15 protein-coding genes and 1 tRNA gene are annotated in these 15819 nt (G+C 59.7%); 11 read left to right on the top strand and 5 right to left on the bottom strand.

Annotated elements, in window-relative coordinates; genetic code table 11:
- Positions 1-7 precede the first annotated feature (7 nt).
- From H7687_RS07595 to H7687_RS07585, 3 genes are all read left to right on the top strand, one after another.
- Positions 8-1249, top strand: coding sequence for a TraB/TrbI/VirB10 family type IV secretion system protein (locus H7687_RS07595; protein ID WP_183346455.1), 1242 nt, complete (start codon positions 8-10; stop codon positions 1247-1249).
- Between the two features lie 10 nt (positions 1250-1259).
- Positions 1260-1571, top strand: a complete 312-nt coding sequence (locus tag H7687_RS07590; protein WP_183346454.1) for a DUF2274 domain-containing protein — start codon at positions 1260-1262, stop codon at positions 1569-1571.
- Positions 1572-1784: 213 nt separating this feature from the next.
- The gene (locus H7687_RS07585; RefSeq protein WP_183346453.1) at positions 1785-2585 is read left to right on the top strand and encodes a hypothetical protein; all 801 of its coding nucleotides are present in this window, start codon (positions 1785-1787) and stop codon (positions 2583-2585) included.
- A gap of 434 nt (positions 2586-3019) precedes the next feature.
- On the opposite strand, the gene H7687_RS07580 is transcribed toward H7687_RS07585, so the two are convergent.
- A complete protein-coding gene (locus tag H7687_RS07580; RefSeq protein WP_183346452.1) occupies positions 3020-3340 on the bottom strand; it encodes a hypothetical protein in 321 nt (106 codons plus the stop codon).
- A 495-nt stretch (positions 3341-3835) separates the two neighbouring features.
- Between H7687_RS07580 and H7687_RS07575 the strand changes: the two genes are divergently transcribed.
- Positions 3836-4087, top strand: coding sequence for a helix-turn-helix transcriptional regulator (locus H7687_RS07575; protein ID WP_183346451.1), 252 nt, complete (start codon positions 3836-3838; stop codon positions 4085-4087).
- 100 nt (positions 4088-4187) lie between these two features.
- Here H7687_RS07575 and H7687_RS07570 read toward each other — a convergent pair.
- The 3 genes from H7687_RS07570 to H7687_RS07560 form a co-directional block, all read right to left on the bottom strand.
- Positions 4188-4262, bottom strand: a tRNA-Cys gene (locus H7687_RS07570).
- 60 nt (positions 4263-4322) lie between these two features.
- The gene (gene pgsA / locus H7687_RS07565; protein ID WP_183346450.1) at positions 4323-4913 is read right to left on the bottom strand and encodes a CDP-diacylglycerol--glycerol-3-phosphate 3-phosphatidyltransferase; all 591 of its coding nucleotides are present in this window, start codon (positions 4911-4913) and stop codon (positions 4323-4325) included.
- 14 nt (positions 4914-4927) lie between these two features.
- Complete coding sequence (locus tag H7687_RS07560) at positions 4928-5542, bottom strand: lytic transglycosylase domain-containing protein (protein ID WP_183346449.1); 615 nt, start codon at positions 5540-5542, stop codon at positions 4928-4930.
- 342 nt (positions 5543-5884) lie between these two features.
- Between H7687_RS07560 and nadB the strand changes: the two genes are divergently transcribed.
- The 7 genes from nadB to H7687_RS07525 all read left to right on the top strand — a co-directional run bounded on the left by nadB (position 5885) and on the right by H7687_RS07525 (position 14628).
- Positions 5885-7480 carry an L-aspartate oxidase gene (gene nadB, locus H7687_RS07555; RefSeq protein WP_183346448.1) on the top strand — a complete coding sequence of 532 codons (1596 nt, stop codon included), beginning with the start codon at positions 5885-5887 and terminating at the stop codon, positions 7478-7480.
- 10 nt (positions 7481-7490) lie between these two features.
- Positions 7491-7766: a chorismate mutase gene (locus tag H7687_RS07550; RefSeq protein WP_183346447.1), complete on the top strand. Its 276-nt coding sequence runs from the start codon at positions 7491-7493 to the stop codon at positions 7764-7766.
- Positions 7767-7780: 14 nt separating this feature from the next.
- The gene (locus H7687_RS07545) at positions 7781-7990 is read left to right on the top strand and encodes a hypothetical protein (protein ID WP_183346446.1); all 210 of its coding nucleotides are present in this window, start codon (positions 7781-7783) and stop codon (positions 7988-7990) included.
- Positions 7990-10674, top strand: coding sequence for a [protein-PII] uridylyltransferase (gene glnD / locus H7687_RS07540; protein ID WP_183346445.1), 2685 nt, complete (start codon positions 7990-7992; stop codon positions 10672-10674). Before H7687_RS07545 ends, glnD begins: the two co-directional genes overlap by 1 nt.
- Entirely contained in the window at positions 10674-11552 is an 879-nt protein-coding gene (xerD, locus tag H7687_RS07535; protein ID WP_183346444.1) for a site-specific tyrosine recombinase XerD, read from the top strand. The genes glnD and xerD overlap by 1 nt, the downstream gene beginning before the upstream one ends.
- A 196-nt stretch (positions 11553-11748) precedes the next feature.
- A complete protein-coding gene (locus H7687_RS07530; RefSeq protein ID WP_183346443.1) occupies positions 11749-12948 on the top strand; it encodes a cofactor-independent phosphoglycerate mutase in 1200 nt (399 codons plus the stop codon).
- A 375-nt stretch (positions 12949-13323) separates the two neighbouring features.
- Entirely contained in the window at positions 13324-14628 is a 1305-nt protein-coding gene (locus tag H7687_RS07525; RefSeq protein ID WP_183346442.1) for an aminotransferase class I/II-fold pyridoxal phosphate-dependent enzyme, read from the top strand.
- A gap of 483 nt (positions 14629-15111) precedes the next feature.
- Here H7687_RS07525 and lepB read toward each other — a convergent pair whose 3' ends face one another.
- Positions 15112-15783, bottom strand: coding sequence for a signal peptidase I (lepB, locus tag H7687_RS07520; RefSeq protein ID WP_183346441.1), 672 nt, complete (start codon positions 15781-15783; stop codon positions 15112-15114).
- Positions 15784-15819 lie beyond the last annotated feature (36 nt).

The raw sequence follows: 15819 nt of genomic DNA, 5'->3' as shown, positions 1-15819 counted from the left end.
GACACGCATGGCAGCCAAAGAAACTCAAGGCGAAGAATCCACCCCGGGGCCGCTTGAGAAGATTACCGTGAAGGTGGTGCGCTTCAACCGGAAGGCCCTCACCGTCCTGACCGTGGTCTTCACCGCCAGCATCACCTTCGCCCTGGTCGCCGGCCTCTCCCCTAAGAAGACCGCCACGGGGGAGGAGCGCAAACCCGTCAAGGAAGAAGAGGTGAAAAGCCAGACTGCGCCGGGTCTTCCCGATCCCATGATTTCGGCTCCAGGAAACTATCAGGAACTGGGGCGCAAGCAGGCGTCCCGACCGGCGGCGGGGCAGAGCGGAAAGGCCGGCCGTGATCCTGGACCCGACGCTGTGGCGGAGCCGGCCCCCACGCAGCAGCCAACTTCCGCCTACACCGTCACCTTGCCAGGGCAGACCGCCGAGAGCCACGCGCACAAGGACGGCCTCACCGCAATCAGCTCCCCGGTCACCTTCAGCCAGGGGGAGCCTCCGCAGCAGGGGAGGGGAGAGGAACCCCGCCCCCTTGTGGTACCGACATTGCCGGGGCTGCCGCAGTTAGGCGAACGGCCGGTCCCCGATGACCAGAACATGCAGGGGGAAAAACGGGATTTTTCCAGGGAGCGGCAACAGGACCTCCCGTACCTGAAGACGACCCTGATGGCCCCGATCTCCCAGTACGAGATCAAGGCCGGGACCATTCTTCCCGCGACCCTGATCACCGGCATCAACTCGGATCTCCCGGGTCAGATCATTGCCCAGTTGAGGGAAAACGTGTTCGACACCGTGACCGGAAACTACCTACTGGTGCCGCAGGGAACCAGGTTGATCGGCGAGTACGACTCAAAGGTCGCCTTCGGACAGGAGCGGGTCCTGGTGGTCTGGACTCGCCTCATCATGCCCAACGGCGAATCCATCAACCTGGAGGGGATGCCGGGCGCCGACCTATCTGGCTACGCCGGGATGGGCGGCCGCGTGAACAACCACTACGGGAAGCTGGTCACCGGCGTGGTGCTGGGAAGCGTCATCGGCGCAGGCGCCCAGGTCGCCGTGGGAGGGCAGGGTGCCCCCAACGTCCCCCCCACCTTCGGTAACCTCGCCGTGTCCGGTGCCGCGCAGAACATAAACCAGGCCGCCCAGCAGCACACCAACAAGGTCCTCAACATGCAGCCCAGCATCGAGGTTTCCCCCGGCGACAAGATCAACGTTTTCGTCACCAAGGATATGATCCTTAAACCATTCATGGAGTAGGAGGTGCAAGATGGAATCGAGACTACGCATAAAACCACTCCCAGCCCCGCCGGAAAAGCAGAAAATAACCTTCAGGCTACCTGTACCCGTGCTGGAAACCTTCAACACCTACCTTGCTGTGTACAAGGAGATCTACGGGCAGGACCCCAGCCCTGACTTCGTGGCCGAACAGATTTTTTCCAGTTTCTTCGAGTTAGATCGCGCCTTCGCCGCTTATGTAAAACAGGGGAGCGAAGCGGAGCAAACCAAGCCGAAGAAGGAGAGGAAAAGGGCTGTGTTGCCTGCCGAGCCTGCAGCGCCGGTAGATTTGGTGCAGCCGTGAGTAGGGGAGGCATGAGAGAAGGGGACATCGTTCTTCAAACAGGCAGTTCTAATAGCCTGTCCGCAACCAGAGCTGAATCGGATCAGGCTGAGACAAAAGAAGGAAAGGGGAGGACAGTCCTTGGCGGCGAAAATGCCATCCTCGGAGTATCTGCTCGGCTTGGAGGTGGCGCCGAAGGTTCCGGGTGAACAGAAACCGATGCGGGAGGTGCACATGAAATGGAGCGAAAGTACAACTTTACAGACCGGAGTTCGTGCGCTCATCGCCGGTTGCCTAATATCTCTCTGGTTGGCCCTCCCGGCTCACGCTACCCCGTCCACACAGATCTGGATTCCCTCCCCCGACGTGCAGCCGTTCCTGGTGGGGCACATCGGCGTGGACAACTACTTCCGCAAGAGCCACAACGATGCCGGGGATCGGGACCCCAATATACTCGAGGTCGGCCTCACCGTCGGACTGCTCCCCTTCGAGAAACTGCAGCTTGAAATAGGAGGCGACTACCTCACCAGCGCCGGCAACCCCAACGACCGGTACCCCTGGAGCGGTAATGCAAAGCTGGGCATACGTGAAGAGGCGCTCTTTCCATTTTCCCCGGCCCTGGCAGGCGGAATCTACAACACCGGAAAAGCAAGAAAGGCTACCGACGGCAACCTCTCCTTCGTCCGGTCTGGGCAGAACATCGTGTACGGCCTGACAGCGAAGACCATCCCAGGACCCGGCTTCTCCCTGGGGCGCTTTTCCGGTGGCTACTATCACGGCAGCAAGAAGGCCCTGGCGCCGGACAACAAGGGGCTCCTGCTCTCCTGGGACAGGACCGTCAGCGAGCTTAGCGAAAAATTATGGATAGCGGCGGACTACATGGGGGGAGAGAACGTGAACGGCGCCTTGAGCTTTGGTGCCGCCTGGAGGTTCAACCGGAACGTCTCTCTGCTTTTCGGATACGACAAGTTCAGGAAAAGAGAGCTTTCAGGAGAGGACACTTTTACCATCCAACTAGATTTAGATTTTCCGTAGTGGTTGCTGCTGGGGGGGGTGGCTGCATCAGAGTCAGGAAGCATAAGCGGAAAAACAACAGATGGCTGTAGTTATTGTTACAAGGCACTGAGGATCTAGTTTAAGACGTGAATGTGCTGAAATAATTAAAACAATTTATCCACTGTGCCTGTTGATAACTACTCTGTGCCTGTGGATATCGCTTCTACTTTATCCGTCTTTCTCATGACTTTAGCAAATTGCCCGTATAATGCGCACGATTGTAACTGGTTGAAATACCGTGTCAATGGGAATATGGGTACTGCTTCGCCATATAAGTGCTAAAAAGAAAAACATGACCTGCAGCCGAAAACAGTTGAGTGGATAAACCTAGGGTGATGTTGAACACTACCCCCCTTCTTTTACGGTAGTTCGGTCAGGGGCAGGGGAGCAAGGATCATCTTTGGGGAGGGCGATCACAGGCCGGAGTAACAGGCGTATGCTTTATCCAGCGCCCACAGCACCACCAGCATCTCTTCGAGTTCCTGTGTGACACGGTCCAGCGTATGTCCAGACGACTTCTTTTCTGTGATGCCTGCAAACATTGCCTCCAGGTTTTCAAATGCAGCGACGGTGCACTGCTTGTGTCGGCAACTCCTCTGATCGTGGTCTTTCAGAATAAGTCTCTTCACTTGAATAAGCTGGAATTCTAGTCTTAGCTTGTCGCGTTGAGGGATGGTGGAGAGTCGGAGCAAGTCTGAGCATCTTTGAACAACCTCGTATCTGGTACCTGGCATGGCCTTCCTTTTAGTCATGGTTGTGGCTGGTCTGTCTGGGGCAGAGAGTCGGAATGCGAAGCCCCCCATCAACTTCGATAGGGGGCTTCTACTACACAAACCAAGGAGGTTGTTGTGTATCATGTTGGGTTTACTAATGTAAATAAAATAATTATAAACCTAAGTCCGATGGCGGAGACAACACCTCGGCCCTTTGCTAAAGCTCTAAAACGAAAGGCCCCGAGTCCCTCACATGATGCACGAGGATTCGGAGCCTTCGCCGGGAGATGGAGAAACCTCCCACGATAAAAGTATGCCGCCTGCTCTGAACAATACAAGAGCATCACTTGCTGACCGAAAATGACGGATGGATGTGGGGTGGGCAAAATAAGAGAACTTTTCCTGAGCAGGGTAAGCGGGGCCATTCCGCCCCGGTCCGCAGCTGCCTTTGCCTCCCGGCCGCTTCATTCAACAGCTGGTTATAAAGGGTCCGGCTTGCATCAGAGGAGGTCCCACATGGAGCACGACAAACTGATCAGGCGAAAGCAGGTGTTGGAACTGATCGGGCTCAGCCACACGACCCAGTGGCGCCTGGAAAAAGCGGGACGCTTCCCGGCGAGGGTGAGGCTTGGATCCGGTTCGGTCGGTTGGCACCTAGCGGAGGTGGAGGAGTGGGTACGGGAGCGTGAGCGGGTTTCGGTCACTAGCGACATCACATCATTGCAGGGAGGTGAGCCGGGTTCCGTCCTGCCTCACAGGAAAGGGTAAGAATTTTTTTGCAGCGATGGGAAAGAGAATTTATTACAGCGATTATTACAGCGATAGAAAAAAGGGCTTACAGTATGTCACTGTAAGCCCTTTTTATTATTGGAGGCGGCAATCGGATTTGAACCGATGAATGAAGGATTTGCAGTCCTTTGCCTTACCACTTGGCCATGCCGCCTTGTACATCGAAGGAGCCCGTTTATAACCTGATTCCCTCGCCTGTGTCAATACGAAATTTTTATTTGGCTATCACTCTGACAAATTTGCTCAGGTAATCGACGCCGCTCCAGATGGTTATGATTGTGGCGATCCACAAGTAGAACATGCCGACGTTGTGCATGTTGACTACCAGAAGCGGATGGTCGATGCCGAAGAACCAGTGGTAGTCGTAGTGCAGCAGCAGTCCGATGATGGCGACCAACTGGAAGATGGTCTTGAACTTGCCCAAGTTGCTGGCGGCGATGACGATCCCCTCGGTGGAGGCGATGCCGCGCAGACCGGTGATGATCATCTCGCGCCCGAGGATCACCAGCACCATCCAGGCGGGAACGCGGTCGAAGGGGAGGATCATGATCAGCGCGGCCATGACGATCAGTTTGTCGGCGATCGGGTCCAGGAACTTGCCGAACACGGTCACGATGCCCATCTTCCTGGCAAGATACCCGTCCAGCCAGTCGGTGACCGAGGCGGCGGCGAACAGCGCCGCGGCCCAGAAGCCGGGCTCGCGCTCGGGCGACAGCAAAAGGACGCACAGAAGCGGGATGGCCGCTATGCGCAGCATGGTCAGGATGTTCGGGAGATTCATGATCTGGGCTTGGGTGGAGGGCATGCTTGGCCTTTGCGCTATCTATAGCTGTTCCGGTAACTGAGTACCTTGGACACGTAGGTTTGGGTTTCGGGATAGGGTGGAATGCCGCCGTACTTGGCAACGGCATTGAGCCCGCAGTTGTAGGCGGCGACGGCCAGCGACTCGTTCCCCTTGAAGGTGTCCAGAAGGAACCTCAGGTAACGCACGCCGCCGCGGATGTTGTCGGACGGGTTGAAGGAGTCGGCGACCTTGAGCCCCTGGGCGGTCTTGGGCATGAGCTGCATCAGCCCCTGGGCGCCTTTGGGCGACACGGCGCTGGGGTTGTAGCCGCTCTCGGCATGGATCACCGCCTTCACCAGCGAACTGTCCACGCCGAACTCGCGCGAGCAGGAGCTGATGATGGGCTCGAACTCGGCGGGGTTGCGGGCATAGCCGGAAAGCTTGAAGGCGGTTCTGAGCCGCTTGTCCTTCTTTATGTCGCGCATGAAGATCTTGAAACGCTTGTCGGTGGGGGCGTCGGTGAAGTGAACGGTTCCGTCGGGATCTTCGTACTTATATATATCGGCGCGCGCCGGTGCGGGAATGCACCACGACAGCGCGGCCACGGTCAGGATGGCTGCCAGGGAAAGTCGGTGTGACGTTAAGCGCATGAGCTTCCTTTTTAGTGGGACAGGGAATTCTGCCATCGAAATATATAGACCAATAAGCATGATAATTCAAGGTCTAATGTGACCTTGGCGGCCTCTAACCCGTCAAAAGTCTTGACAAAAATCTCGCTGGGATCAATAATTTGCGGGTTTTCCCGAGCCGGTTACGCGAAGAACGCAAGGTACCCGCGACGCACACCAAGAAATCTCCTTTGAGGGCACAGGCCCAACGTTGCCGCCATGACCCCCTGAGCCTTTCCTGAAGTACTCGCGACTGCTGCACGGCTTCGTCTCATACTTTCGGTCTCAAGAAACGCCTAATCCAGCTTATCGGGGGGTAGTTTGATGAAGGAGAAAACTGATTTTCTGGTGATCGGCAGCGGTATCGCGGGGCTTTCCTTCGCGCTGCAGGCTGCGGCCCACGGCAAGGTCGCGGTGGTCACCAAAAGGGATATTTCGGAGTCGGCCACAAATTACGCGCAGGGTGGTATCGCGACGGTCTCGTCGGAAGAGGACACCTTCGACGCGCACGTGCAGGACACCCTGGTCGCCGGCGCCGGCATCTGCCACGAGGACGTGGTGCGCATGGTGGTCGAGGAAGGGCCGCAGGTGATCCGCAACCTGATCGACTGGGGGGTGCAGTTCACCAAGAGCGGCGATGCCTATGACCTGACCCGCGAGGGTGGCCACAGCGCGCGGCGCATCCTGCACGCCGAGGACATCACCGGCCGCGAGATCGAGCGCGCCCTGGTCGAGGCAGCCAAGAAGCACGACAACATCACCATCTACGAGAACCACATCGCCATCGATCTGGTCACCGAATCGAAGGTGCTGAAGCAGAAGCTGGAGCACAACCGCTGCCTGGGCGCCCACGTGCTGGACAAGGAGTCCGGCGAGGTGAAGACCTTCGCGGCCCGCATCACCCTGCTTGCCTCGGGCGGCGCCGGCAAGGTGTACCTTTACACCTGCAACCCGGACGTCGCTACCGGCGACGGTGTCGCCATGGCCTACCGCGCCGGCGCCACCATCGCCAATATGGAATTCATGCAGTTCCATCCGACCACGCTCTACCATCCCAACGCCCGTTCCTTCCTGATCTCCGAAGCGGTCCGCGGCGAAGGCGCCATCCTCAAGCGCCGCGACGGCACCGCCTTCATGGAAAAGTACCACCACCTGAAGGACCTGGCCCCGCGCGACATCGTGGCCCGCGCCATCGACAACGAAATGAAGACCTACGGCGACGACTGCGTCTACCTGGACATCAGGCACCGCGGCGCCGAGTACATCACCTCGCGCTTTCCCAACATCTACCAGACCTGCCTGGAATACGGTATCGACATGACCACCGAGATGCTACCGGTAGTCCCCGCGGCGCATTACCTCTGCGGCGGGGTACAGGTGGACTTCAATGCCGAGACCGACATCAAGCACCTTTACGCCATCGGTGAGGTCGCCTTTACCGGCCTGCATGGCGGCAACCGGCTCGCCAGCAACTCGCTCCTCGAAGCGGCGGTCTATGCCGGTCGCGCCTACGAGCACGCGGTGCAGGTGCTGAAAGACGAGACGTTCTCCTTCCCGCAGATCCCCGAGTGGGACGCGGGCACCGCGACCAACTCGGACGAGATGGTGGTGGTGTCCCAGAACTGGGACGAGATCCGCCGCTTCATGTGGAACTACGTCGGCATCGTGAGAAGCGACAAGCGTCTCGCGCGCGCCATGCGCCGCATCGAGCTGATCCAGGACGAGATCGAGGAGTACTACTGGAACTTCATCGTCACCTCGGACCTGATCGAGCTCAGAAACATCGCCACCGTGGCCCAACTGATCGTCGCCTGCGCGCAGATGCGCAAGGAGTCGCGCGGGCTCAACTACAACATCGATTACCCGGGCGTCGACGACGTGAACTGGAAACGCGACACCCACATCAAGAAGAAGTTCTGAGGACGCCGCCATGGGCATTGACGACATCAGGGACGAAATCGACCGGCTGGACAGCGAACTTTTGCGCATCTTCAACGAGCGCGCCTCCCTTGCCCTGAAAATCGGGGAGATCAAGAAGGGGCTCGACCTGCCGGTGTACGACCCGGCCCGGGAGAAGCGCATCTTCGCCAGGATGACGGCAGAGAACGAGGGGCCCCTGGACGACCAGGCCATCGTGCGCCTCTTCGAGAGGGTGATCGACGAATCGCGCCGCCTGGAGCGCATCATGACCCGCGGCGAACACTAAAGGGAGGTTTGCAGGTGCTGATCGTTATGCGTAAGACGGCCGACGAAAAGGCCCAGGAAGAGATCAAGTCGTTCCTCATCGAGCGTGGCTTCGACATCCACCAGTCCACCGGCGCGAACCGGGTCATCATCGGCGTCATCGGCGACACCGAAAGCCTCCCCGAGGCTGACATCAAGGCCTTCCCGGGCGTCCTGCAGGTAGTGCGTATCGCCAAGGAAGAGTGATGCGCCTCAACATAAACGCATACCTCTCCGAGGCGATGAAGGGGGACGGCAAGAGCTTCGAGGAGAAGCGCGGCGCCTACCTCGCCGCTGCGCGCGAGTTTTTGGAGCACTTCCGCGAGGAGTCCAAGCGCTCGCACCGGGAAGGAGAGGACGGCATCTCGGTGGTGCAATCCATCACCGCCATGACCGACGCCCTGGTCACCCGTCTGTTCACCGCGCTCTCGGACGACCTGCAGATGCACAAGACCGGTCAGCTCGCCCTCATTGCGGTGGGGGGCTACGGCCGGCGCGAACTGAACCCGTATTCCGACCTGGACCTCCTTTTTCTCTACAGCGGCAAGGACTCCAAGGTGGTGGAGGAGGCGGCCAACCGTCTGCTCTATTTCCTGTGGGACCTGCGCCTGGACGTCGGCTACTCGGTGCGCACCATAGCCGACTGCCTGGACATGGCGGGCAACGACGTCACCGTGAAGACGGCGCTTCTGGACGCGCGCCTTTTGACCGGCAGCGACCACCTCTTCGGCGAACTGAAGAAGATGATGGTGACCCAGGTGCTCGCCAAGAGAAGCGACTCCTTCATCAACGAGAAGCTCGAGGAGCTCAGGAAACGGCGCGAGAAGTACGGCTCCAGCGTCTACATCCTGGAACCCAACATCAAGGAAGGGGAGGGGTGCCTGCGGGATCTGCACACCGCGATGTGGGTCGCCAAGATCAAGTACAAAGTGGATGAGCCGCGCGAGCTGGTCATGAAGGGGGTCCTCTCGGAAGAGGAGCTCGGCATGTACTACAGCTCGCTCTCCTATCTCTGGCGTATCCGCAACGAACTGCACTACCTGGCCGGCAGGAAGAACGATCAGCTTACCTTCGAGGCCCAGACCTCCATCGCGCGCTTCTTCGGCTACGAAGACAAGGGGAAGACCCTCGCCGTCGAGCAGTTCATGCAGGACTTCTACCTGCACGCCAACCGCGTCGAGCACTTCAGTTCCCTGCTCATCACCAAGTGCAGCCAGCGCGAGGACTCCACCCGCAAGATCCTGGGCTACTTCACCCGCCGCCCGGTGGGAGACGGCTTCTACGTCATGAAGGGGGAGCTGGTGGTCCCGGACGAGAGCGTCATCGCCAAGGACCCGGTGCGGCTCATCAAGATCTTCGAGCACGCCCAGAAGCAGGGGGTGGCGCTCAGCCTCGCCACCAAGACCCTGATCCGCAACAGCCTGGACCTGGTGAACGACAAGTTCCGCCGCTCCAAGGAGGCCAACGCCTCCTTCATCAACATCCTGCAGTCCGAGAAGAAGGTCTACGACACCCTGCAGCAGATGCACCACCTGGGTTTTCTGATCCGCTTCATCCCGGAGTTCGAGCGCATCTACTGCAAGGTGCAGCACGACGTCTACCACATCTACACGGTCGACACCCACACCCTGTTCGCGGTCGAGGAGATCGCCAAGCTGTGGCGCGGCGAGCACAAGGACACCCTGCCGCTTTTGACCCAGCTCGCCATGGAGATCGACAAGCGCTGGCTGCTGCTTCTGGCCGTCCTGTTCCACGATATCGGCAAGGGGGGCGGGGGCGGACACGCGGAGGTGGGCGCCGAGCTGACCAAGACCATCGCCCGCCGCATGGGGCTCATCAAGGAGGATTCGGAACGGCTGCAGTTCCTGGTGCGCCAGCATCTCCTTCTGGCCCACATCGCCCAGCGCCGCGACCTGCACGACGAGCGCATGATCATCCAGTTCGCGCGCCAGATGGAGAAGAGCGAGAACCTGAAGATGCTCTACCTTTTGACCTACGCCGACATCAAGGCGGTCGGGCCGGAGGTGTGGACCGAGTGGAAGGCGCTTTTGCTGCAGGAGCTCTACGAGAAGGCCTTCACCGTGCTGGAGCGTGGCGACTTCAAGCTGGAGGCGTCCGGGGACCGGGTGCGCCGGGTCAAGCGGACCGTCTTCGACCTGTTGGCGGACGACTACCCGGGGCAGCTCATCAAGGACGAGTTGCAGGCGCTCACCACCAGGCACCTGCTCTCCTATACACCTGAGGTCCTCTCCGGGCACGTGCGCACGCTGCTGGAGATGCCCAAGAAACTTCTGGTGCTGCAGTTGTCCCACGAGGTGGACCGCGGCTACACCAACTGCACCATCTGCACCTACGACATTCCGGGGCTCTTCTCCATGATCACCGGCGTCATGGCCGCCAACGGCATGAACATCCTGGGGGCGCAGATCCACACCAACACCAACGAGAAGGTGCTGGACATCCTGCAGGTGAACTCGCCCCAGGGCTTCGTGATCACCGAGGAAAGCCGCTGGACCCGCTTCGAGACCGACCTGAGGCAGGTGCTGGAAGGAAAGGTCCGGGTGGGGCAGCTGGTGGCCAAGCGCAACCGTCCCAGCATCCTCACCGAGAAGGCGAAGCCGACCGTGCCGGCGCGGGTGGAGATCGACAACGAGGTCTCCTCCGACTACACGGTCATCGACATCTACGCCCACGACAAGGTGGGGCTTCTGTACTCGATCACCAGCACGCTCACCAGGCTCGGGCTCTACATCGGCGTGTCCAAGATCTCCACCAAGGTGGACCAGGTCGCCGACGTGTTCTACGTGAAGAACATCTTCGGGCAGAAGATCTCCGAGCCTGGCAAGCTCGAGGAGATCCGTACCGAACTTCTTGCCGCCGTGGACGGCTAGTGGACCGCTACCTCGACCTGTTTCTGAATTACCTGGTGGTCGAGAAGGGCGCCGCCGCCAACACCGTGGCCGCCTACAGCAGGGACCTGACCCGTTACCTCGCCTACCTCGGGGAGCGGGAGCCTGCTCAGGTTAAGGCGAGCGACGTCACCGGCTATCTCGCCAGGCTCAAAGGGGAGGGGATCTCACCCCGGAGCCGCGCCCGGGCGCTTTCGGCGCTCAGGATGCTGCACCGCTTCCTGGTGCGCGAGGGGTACTGCGAGGTGAACCCGACCGCCATCGTGGAGGCGCCCAAGGGGCTGCAGAAGCTGCCGGGTGTGCTCACTTCGCGCGAGGTGGAGGCGCTTTTGGCCTCGCCGCTCGACACCGGTGCCATCGAGTTGCGCGACAAGGCGATGCTGGAGCTCCTCTACGCCACCGGGTTGCGCGTTTCCGAGTTGGTGGGGCTGAAGATAGGCGACGTCAACATCGACGCCGGCTACCTGATGACCATCGGCAAGGGTGACAAGGAGCGGCTCATCCCGATGGGGGCGAGCGCCTGTCAGGCGGTGGGGGAGTACCTGGAGCAGGCGCGCCAGGAGTTGTTGAAGCAGAATAGTTCGCCGCTGCTGTTTCTGAGCCGGCTGGGCGAGGGGATGACGCGGCAGGCCTTCTGGAACATCATCAAGAAGAGGGCGCTGCAGGCGGGCGTCAGGAGCGGCATCTCGCCGCACACCTTGCGGCATTCCTTCGCGACGCACCTGTTGGAGAACGGCGCCGATTTGAGGAGCGTGCAGATCATGCTCGGGCACGCCGACCTCTCCACGACCCAGATCTACACGCATGTGACGCGGGAGCGGCTGAAGCGGTTGCACGAGAAGGCGCACCCAAGGGGATAAAACAAATAAACTAAAGCAGTTACGCGAAGAACGGTAAGTATCCGCGAAGCACGCTAGGAAGGCTTGATTTGGTTTAACCCCAAAAGCCTACTTCGTGTCTTTGCGTGGCTTCCCTTCGCGTTCTTTGCGTAACTGCTTTTGACTTTGACTCGCTTTTGAAGTTTGTGAACTCTATCAACTGGAAAAGGATACTGCTATGAAGTACGTTGTGTTGCTCGGTGACGGGATGTCGGACCAGCCGGTCGGGGCTTTGGAAGGGAAAACGCCGCTGCAGGCGGCTAAGACGCCTAACATGGATTTCATGGCCAAGCGCGGCACGCTGGGTCTCGCCCATACGGTGCCGCAGGGATACGCTCCGGGCTCGGACGTCGCCAACCTCTCCATGTTCGGCTACAACCCGGTCGACTGCTACACCGGCCGCTCGCCGCTGGAGGCTGCCAGCATGGGCGTCTCGCTGGGCCCCGACGACGTGGCCTTCCGCCTCAACCTGGTGCACCTGGAGGCGCGCGGCGGCAAGCTGATCATGGAGGATTACTCCGCCGGCCACATCTCCTCCGCCGACGGCCGTGAACTGGTCGAGGAACTGCAGCGCCAACTGGGCAACGAGGAGTTCTCCTTCCACCCCGGCGTCAGCTACCGCCACCTTATGGTCTGGCACGGCGGCAGGACCCAGATCAAGATGACCCCGCCTCACGATATCTCCGGGCAGTCAGTTACCGAACACATGCCGTCGGGGGAAGGCGCGGACAAGCTCATCTACCTGATGAACGCGTCGCAGATGATCTTCCACAACCACCCGCAGTACAAGCGCCGCGCCGCCGCAGGCGAGGTGCCGGCCAACTCCATCTGGCTCTGGGGACACGGCAAGGCTCCGGCCATGGACACCTTCGACGCACGCTTCGGCCTCTCCGGCGCCGTCATCTCCGCGGTCGACCTGATCAAGGGGATCGGCGTCTACGCCGGGCTCGACATCATCAACGTCCCCGGCGCCACCGGCTACCTCGATACCAACTTCGACGGCAAGGCCCAGGCCGCCATCGACGCACTGAAGACCCACGACTTCGTGTTCGTGCACGTGGAAGCCCCGGACGAGGCATCGCACTCCGGCAAGCTCGCCGACAAGATCAAGGCGATCGAACTCTTCGACGAGAAGGTGGTGGGTGCGGTGCTGCAGGGGGTGAAGCAGTTCGGCGACTACCGCATCCTGTGCGCGCCCGACCATCCCACCCCGATCGCCCTGATGACCCACAGCTCCGACCCGGTTCCCTTCGTGATCTATGCGGGCGAGGAGAAGGAGAAGGCGGGTGTGGCCGGCTACGACGAGATCGCCGCCGCGGCAACCGGGCTCAAGGTGGAGCCGGGATACAAGCTGATGGAGATGTTGCTGCAGCGGTAGAATGGTCTCCGGAATCCGGAAGGGAGACCAACGTCGGGCACCGGAGGCTGGGCAAATAATTATTTGCCCCTACAGTCTGACGCACGGGGGCACGGACAACTAATTATCGGGACCCTGTAGGGGCGAATAATCATTCGCCCCTGCCTTTGCAACATGACACAGACTCTCCTGTCTGACTGTTTGCATCTTCGCCCTTTGTCTCAACCACCACCTATGCCATCCCTGTAGGGGCGAATAATCATTCGCCCCTTGCCCGTTCAATCACATTAAGCGTTGACAACTGCTTGGCCTCGGGTTTTAATGGCCAGTCTGTTACTTCCTATTCTCATCGGTACTGCCCTCGGGCATATCACATTAAGCTTCAGGAGGAATTTGATGAATCCATTAGCCGCGGAGTTAAACGAGTCTCTAGCCCAGCACAGCCCCCACGTACTGGAGATGCTGTCGGATCTCGGCAAGAACCTCTTCTTCCCCAAGGGAATCCTCACCCAGTCGGCTGAAGCCAAAGAAAAAGCAAACAAGTTCAACGCCACCATCGGCATCGCCACCGAGAACGGCGGCCCGATGTACCTCTCCTGCATCCAGGACAAACTCTCCTCCTTCGATCCCAAGGACATCTACCCGTACGCACCGCCGGCAGGCAAGCCGGAGCTGCGCGCCCTGTGGCGCGAGAAGATGCTGCGTGAGAACCCGAGCCAGGTCGGCAAGCACTTCAGCAGCCCCATCGTCACCAACGCGCTCACCCACGGCCTCTCCATCGTCGCCGACATGTTCGTCGACAAGGGCGACCACCTGATCCTGCCGGACATGCTCTGGGGCAACTACAACCTCACCTTCGGCACCTGCAGCGGCGCCATCGTCAAGAAGTACCCGACCTTCACCGCTACCGGCGGCTATGACGTCGACGCCTTCAAGGCGACCCTGCAGAACTCGGCGGAGGAGAAGGGCAAGGTCATCGTGCTCTTGAACTTCCCGAACAACCCGAGCGGCTACACCCCGACCGTCGCCGAGGGTGACGCCCTGGTCGCCGCCATCAAGGAAGTCGCCGAGGCCGGCTGCAACGTGGTCGCCATCACCGACGACGCCTACTTCGGCCTCTTCTACGAGGACAGCCTGAAGGAGTCCCTCTTCGGCAAGCTGGCCAACCTCCACCCGCGCATCCTGGCGGTCAAGCTGGACGGCGCCACCAAGGAAGAGTTCGTCTGGGGCTTCCGCACCGGCTTCATCACCTTCGCCGACGGCAACGAGTACGAGAACGCCCCGGTGATGACCGCCCTGGAGAAGAAGGCCATGGGTATCATCCGCGCCCGCATCTCCAACTGCCCGCATCCGTCCCAGACCTTCGTCATCGAGGCGCTGCGCTCCCCGGAGTTCCTGAAGCAGAAGGAGGAGAAGTTCCAGATCATGAAGGGCCGCGCGCTGAAGACCAAGGAAGTGCTCAACAGCGGCAAGTACGACGCAGCCTGGGATTACTACCCGTTCAACTCCGGCTACTTCATGTGCCTGAAGCTGAAGACCGTGGACGCCGAGAAGCTGCGCGTGCACCTGCTGGACAAGTACGGCGTCGGCGCCATTTCCACCACCAAGACCGACCTCCGCATCGCCTTCTCCTGCATCGCAGAGCAGGACATCCCGGAGTTGTTCGACATCATCTACAAGGGTGTGCAGGACCTGGCTTAAACGGCAGAACCTGTTCTAGGTTCTACGTTCTAGGTTCTACGTTTAAAGCAAAACAAAAGCCCCTGACCGCGCATGCGCGGCAGGGGCTTTTTTCTTTTCACCAGGTCCACCGTACCTGTAGGGGCGAATAATCATTCGCCCGCCTCTGTCCTTTCAAAACAAAATGAACAGGGATAAAGGGGATAAAGGGGATAAAGGGGATGAACCAAGGACACGTGGTCTAATCCCTGTTATCCCTTTTATCCCTGTTAAAACGTCTTTCTCTGGTTCCCTGGTTCCCTGGTTCCCAAGCTCCAGCTTGGGAACCCCATATGGCGCAAAGCTCCAGCTTTGCATCCGAGGCAAGTTGGAGCTTCGGAGAGGCTTTGCGTTCCCAAGGTGGACCTTGGGAACGAGATCAAAAAAAGGGCTCTCCGATGCAGAGAGCCCTTCGCGTACAACAGGTTTAACGTAGAACGTAGAACCTAGAACGTAGAACCTGTTTTAGTCTATCAGTTTGCCGATGGCGCCGAAGCGGGGGCGCATCTTGTCCTTGTCCCAGGACCAGTACTTGATGAAGGCCAGGCCCTTGATCTTGTCCATCTTCACGAAGCCCCAGAAACGGCTGTCGTAGGAACGGTCGCGGTTGTCGCCCATGACGAAATAGGAGTTGGGGGGGACGGTGACCGGATCCTTGAAGTCCCTCGGGTTGTACTCCTTGGGAACGGTGTCGGGCTCCTTGTGCACCTCGTGCGGGTTGGCGTACAGCTTGCCGTTCACGTAGACGCGCTTGTTCTTTATCTCGACCACGTCGCCGGGGGTGCCGATGACGCGCTTGATGAAGTCCTTGGTCGGATCTTCGGGGTACTCGAAGACGATGACGTCGCCCTGCTTGGGATCGCGGATCTTCAGGATGCGCCCGTCCAGCCCGGGGATCCTGGTGCCGTAGATGAACTTGTTGACCAGCAGATGGTCGCCAATGGCCAGGGTGTCTTCCATGGAGCCGGAGGGGATCTTGAATGCCTGTACCACGAAGGTGCGGATCACCATGGCCAGCAGCACCGCGATGATGATCGACTCGAGGTACTCGCGGACGATGTGCTTGCCCTGGGCGGGCTTCACTTCTTTGGCCGGTTCGGCGGGTTTATCATCGCAAACGTTCTTGTAATCTTCCATTCGCTGTTGCTTCCTTTTGGGGGGATGGGAGGGCGT

The organism is Geomonas paludis (genome assembly GCF_014193585.1).
GTDB classification, from domain to species: domain Bacteria; phylum Desulfobacterota; class Desulfuromonadia; order Geobacterales; family Geobacteraceae; genus Geomonas; species Geomonas paludis.
Note: the sequence above shows the minus strand (reverse complement) of the source record. Positions and strands in the feature narration are given on the sequence as shown.

What these genes read in the sequence shown, in the direction of transcription:
- H7687_RS07530 (WP_183346443.1), top strand. Translation starts at nt 11,749, where the DNA reads ATGAAGTACGTTGTGTTGCTCGGTGACGGGATGTCGGACCAGCCGGTC.
- pgsA (WP_183346450.1), bottom strand. Translation starts at nt 4,913, where the DNA reads ATGCCCTCCACCCAAGCCCAGATCATGAATCTCCCGAACATCCTGACC.
- H7687_RS07595 (WP_183346455.1), top strand. Translation starts at nt 8, where the DNA reads ATGGCAGCCAAAGAAACTCAAGGCGAAGAATCCACCCCGGGGCCGCTT.
- H7687_RS07550 (WP_183346447.1), top strand. Translation starts at nt 7,491, where the DNA reads ATGGGCATTGACGACATCAGGGACGAAATCGACCGGCTGGACAGCGAA.
- H7687_RS07525 (WP_183346442.1), top strand. Translation starts at nt 13,324, where the DNA reads ATGAATCCATTAGCCGCGGAGTTAAACGAGTCTCTAGCCCAGCACAGC.
- H7687_RS07580 (WP_183346452.1), bottom strand. Translation starts at nt 3,340, where the DNA reads ATGCCAGGTACCAGATACGAGGTTGTTCAAAGATGCTCAGACTTGCTC.
- H7687_RS07585 (WP_183346453.1), top strand. Translation starts at nt 1,785, where the DNA reads ATGAAATGGAGCGAAAGTACAACTTTACAGACCGGAGTTCGTGCGCTC.
- H7687_RS07575 (WP_183346451.1), top strand. Translation starts at nt 3,836, where the DNA reads ATGGAGCACGACAAACTGATCAGGCGAAAGCAGGTGTTGGAACTGATC.
- H7687_RS07590 (WP_183346454.1), top strand. Translation starts at nt 1,260, where the DNA reads ATGGAATCGAGACTACGCATAAAACCACTCCCAGCCCCGCCGGAAAAG.
- glnD (WP_183346445.1), top strand. Translation starts at nt 7,990, where the DNA reads ATGCGCCTCAACATAAACGCATACCTCTCCGAGGCGATGAAGGGGGAC.
- lepB (WP_183346441.1), bottom strand. Translation starts at nt 15,783, where the DNA reads ATGGAAGATTACAAGAACGTTTGCGATGATAAACCCGCCGAACCGGCC.
- H7687_RS07560 (WP_183346449.1), bottom strand. Translation starts at nt 5,542, where the DNA reads ATGCGCTTAACGTCACACCGACTTTCCCTGGCAGCCATCCTGACCGTG.
- nadB (WP_183346448.1), top strand. Translation starts at nt 5,885, where the DNA reads ATGAAGGAGAAAACTGATTTTCTGGTGATCGGCAGCGGTATCGCGGGG.